The sequence below is a fragment of the Pseudogemmobacter humi genome (assembly GCF_900609055.1).
In the GTDB taxonomy this organism is placed as follows: Bacteria; Pseudomonadota; Alphaproteobacteria; order Rhodobacterales; family Rhodobacteraceae; genus Pseudogemmobacter; species Pseudogemmobacter humi.
In genome coordinates this window covers 1-2,585 of the sequence record NZ_UXAW01000129.1, presented here as the reverse complement: position 1 = coordinate 2,585, position 2,585 = coordinate 1, and the positions used below count along the sequence as shown (strand labels likewise).

Sequence of the window (2,585 nt, the reverse complement as noted above, 5' to 3'; positions counted from 1 at the left end):
CGCACCTTCCGCCCTGCAACATAAGCATGACAGCAGGGGGTGACAGTGGCATCCTGACGCACTACATCACCCCGCAGAGACAGCCCGGATTCGGAGGCCACATGCGCCGCTTCCCCGCCCACCCGTTCGAACCCCTGAACGACGGCGACAAGCTCAAGGAAGAATGCGGGATTTTCGGTGTCATCGGTCTCACCGATGCCGCGAATTTCGTAGCCCTCGGCCTGCACGCGCTGCAACATCGCGGCCAGGAGGCGGGTGGCATCGTCACCTACGAGCCCGAGACCGGCTTCCATTCGGAACGCCGCTTCGGCTATGTCCGCGACACCTTCACCTCGGCCGGCGTCATGAAGCTGCTTCCCGGCAGTCTCGGCATCGGCCATGTGCGCTATTCCACCGCCGGATCGAAGGGCGCGGCGCAGATCCGCGACGTGCAGCCCTTCTTCGGCGAATTCGCCATCGGCGGCTGCGCCATCGCCCATAACGGCAACCTGACCAACGCCGCACGGCTCAGGAAAGACCTGATCGCCCGCGGTGCGATCTTCCAGTCCTCGTCGGATTCGGAATGTATCATCCATCTGATGGCGCGGTCCCTGCAAAAGACCCAGGCCGAGCGGCTGAAGGATGCGCTTCGCCTGGTCGAGGGCGCCTTCTCGGTGATCGCCATGACCCGCACCAAGCTGATGGGCGTGCGCGACGCTTTGGGCGTGCGGCCGCTGGTGATCGGGCGGCTCGGCGAGGGCTGGGTGCTGGCGTCGGAGACCTGCGCGCTCGACATCATCGGTGCCGAATTCATCCGCGAGGTCGAACCCGGCGAGATGGTGGTGATCGAGAACGGCCAGGTCACGTCCTCGCGCCCGTTCGCGCCCGCCAAATCGCGGTCATGCATCTTCGAGCAGGTGTATTTCTCGCGCCCCGACAGCATCGTCGGCGGCCGTTCGGTCTATGAGACCCGGCGCCAGATCGGGGTGGAGCTGGCGCGCGAGGCCCCGGTCGAGGCGGATCTCGTGTGCCCGGTGCCGGATTCCGGCACCCCCGCCGCCATCGGTTATGCGGCCGAAAGCGGTATCCCCTTCGGCCTCGGCATCACCCGCAACCAATATATGGGCCGCACGTTCATCGAGCCCTCCGAGCAGATCCGCAACATGGGGGTGCGGCTCAAGCTGAACGTGAACCGCGCGCTGATCCGCGGCAAACGGGTGATCCTCGTCGACGATTCGGTGGTGCGCGGCACCACCTCGCGCAAGATCAAGGACATGATCCTGGAAGCGGGCGCCGCCGAGGTGCATTTCCGCATCGCCTCGCCCCCCACGGCCTGGCCGTGCTTCTACGGGGTGGACACGCCGGAACGCTCGAAACTGCTCGCCGCGACGATGACCGAGGACGAGATGCGCGACTGGATCGGCGTCGATTCGCTGAAATTCATCTCGCTCGACGGCCTCTACCGCGCCGCGGGCGAGGATGCGGGCCGCGACCCGGCCAGCCCCCGCTACTGCGACGCCTGTTTCTCGGGCGACTACCCGGTGATCCCCGCCGACAAGATGGACGAGGGATTCGTGATGAAGGCCGCCGAATAGGGCCCGGCTGCCTCCGGCGGGAGCATTTTCGTCAAGAGGCAGACGGCAGATCGGCACCGGGGGTGAGTCTCCGGTTTCCGTGGCGGCCCCGGGGCTTCAGTCACAATCCGCTCCACCAGATGATGACTGCAACGCCTGCGCGGGCCCGGGTGAAGCCGATAGCGCGGTTTTCGCGTCGCATGGCGGTCGCCTCCGGCCGTTGAGGCGACGGACGGCGCTCCCGATCGGCTGACTGCTGCGACGGGCGCCTTGCCCGACCCTGCGCAAGGGGATAACGGCCGCGGCTCCGGTTGCCGCGCGGTTGTGCGGGCGCATGCTGTTCGGAGCATGCTCCTTGGCAGGCGAGGTAGCGGACAGGCTCAGGATATTTCTCCGGCAGCGCCGGGCTTTGCGCGCTTCTGACATGGTTTCCTGGGCTGAAGATGAAAGCCAGGCTGCACCCGCAATCCTCCGTCAGAGCGTGGTTTCAGGATCTGGCCCCCCGAGGGCGCCCCATGGCCTGAACTTCACCCGCCCTTTCCCATGGTTGAAGCGATTGCAGATCGTGCTCGAAAGGCCGCAGGTTGGCGGAGAATCCTCCCCCCCCCGGCGGCCTGCCCGCCGCACATGGACGATGCCCCCGCTTATCCGCCGCGCCCCGGGGCGGCTCCCGGCCACAAGGGCCAGATCGCAGCCCGGACCTAGCCCGAAGGCCCGGTCGCATCGCGCCCCGCGTCACAGCACGAAAGGAACCGGGCAGATGAATATGGGCCAATCCTTTGATCGCGTTGCCCCCGGAGAGTTTCCCCGCGGGAGGGTATGCGCAAATCCACCAGGACGCACCGACGGAGAGGCGGCGAAGCCGGTCCGCGCGGCGCTTCACAGCTTCGGGAAGGATGGCCGGACTGTCAGGGAATGGCGGGCGGCCCGCAACCAGTTCGCCATGGGGGTCGGCACGCGCTTCGCCGCCCGAGAGGCATGCAACGGTACGGATGGGCAGATTTCACGCCCCTCCCGCTTTCCCAACGAGCC

General features: G+C 67.0%; 1 protein-coding gene and 1 pseudogene. Both read left to right on the top strand.

Annotated features, from left to right (window positions below):
• Positions 1–101 precede the first annotated feature (101 nt).
• Complete coding sequence (gene purF / locus XINFAN_RS20210) at positions 102–1,574, top strand: amidophosphoribosyltransferase (RefSeq protein WP_124088661.1); 1,473 nt, start codon at positions 102–104, stop codon at positions 1,572–1,574.
• Between the two features lie 739 nt (positions 1,575–2,313).
• A pseudogene (locus XINFAN_RS22350) lies at positions 2,314–2,585 on the top strand (hypothetical protein); the annotation flags it as partial.

Bases quoted from the DNA above. Each gene is read 5' to 3' on its own strand.
- purF (WP_124088661.1), top strand. From the start codon at position 102: ATGCGCCGCTTCCCCGCCCACCCGTTCGAACCCCTGAACGACGGCGAC.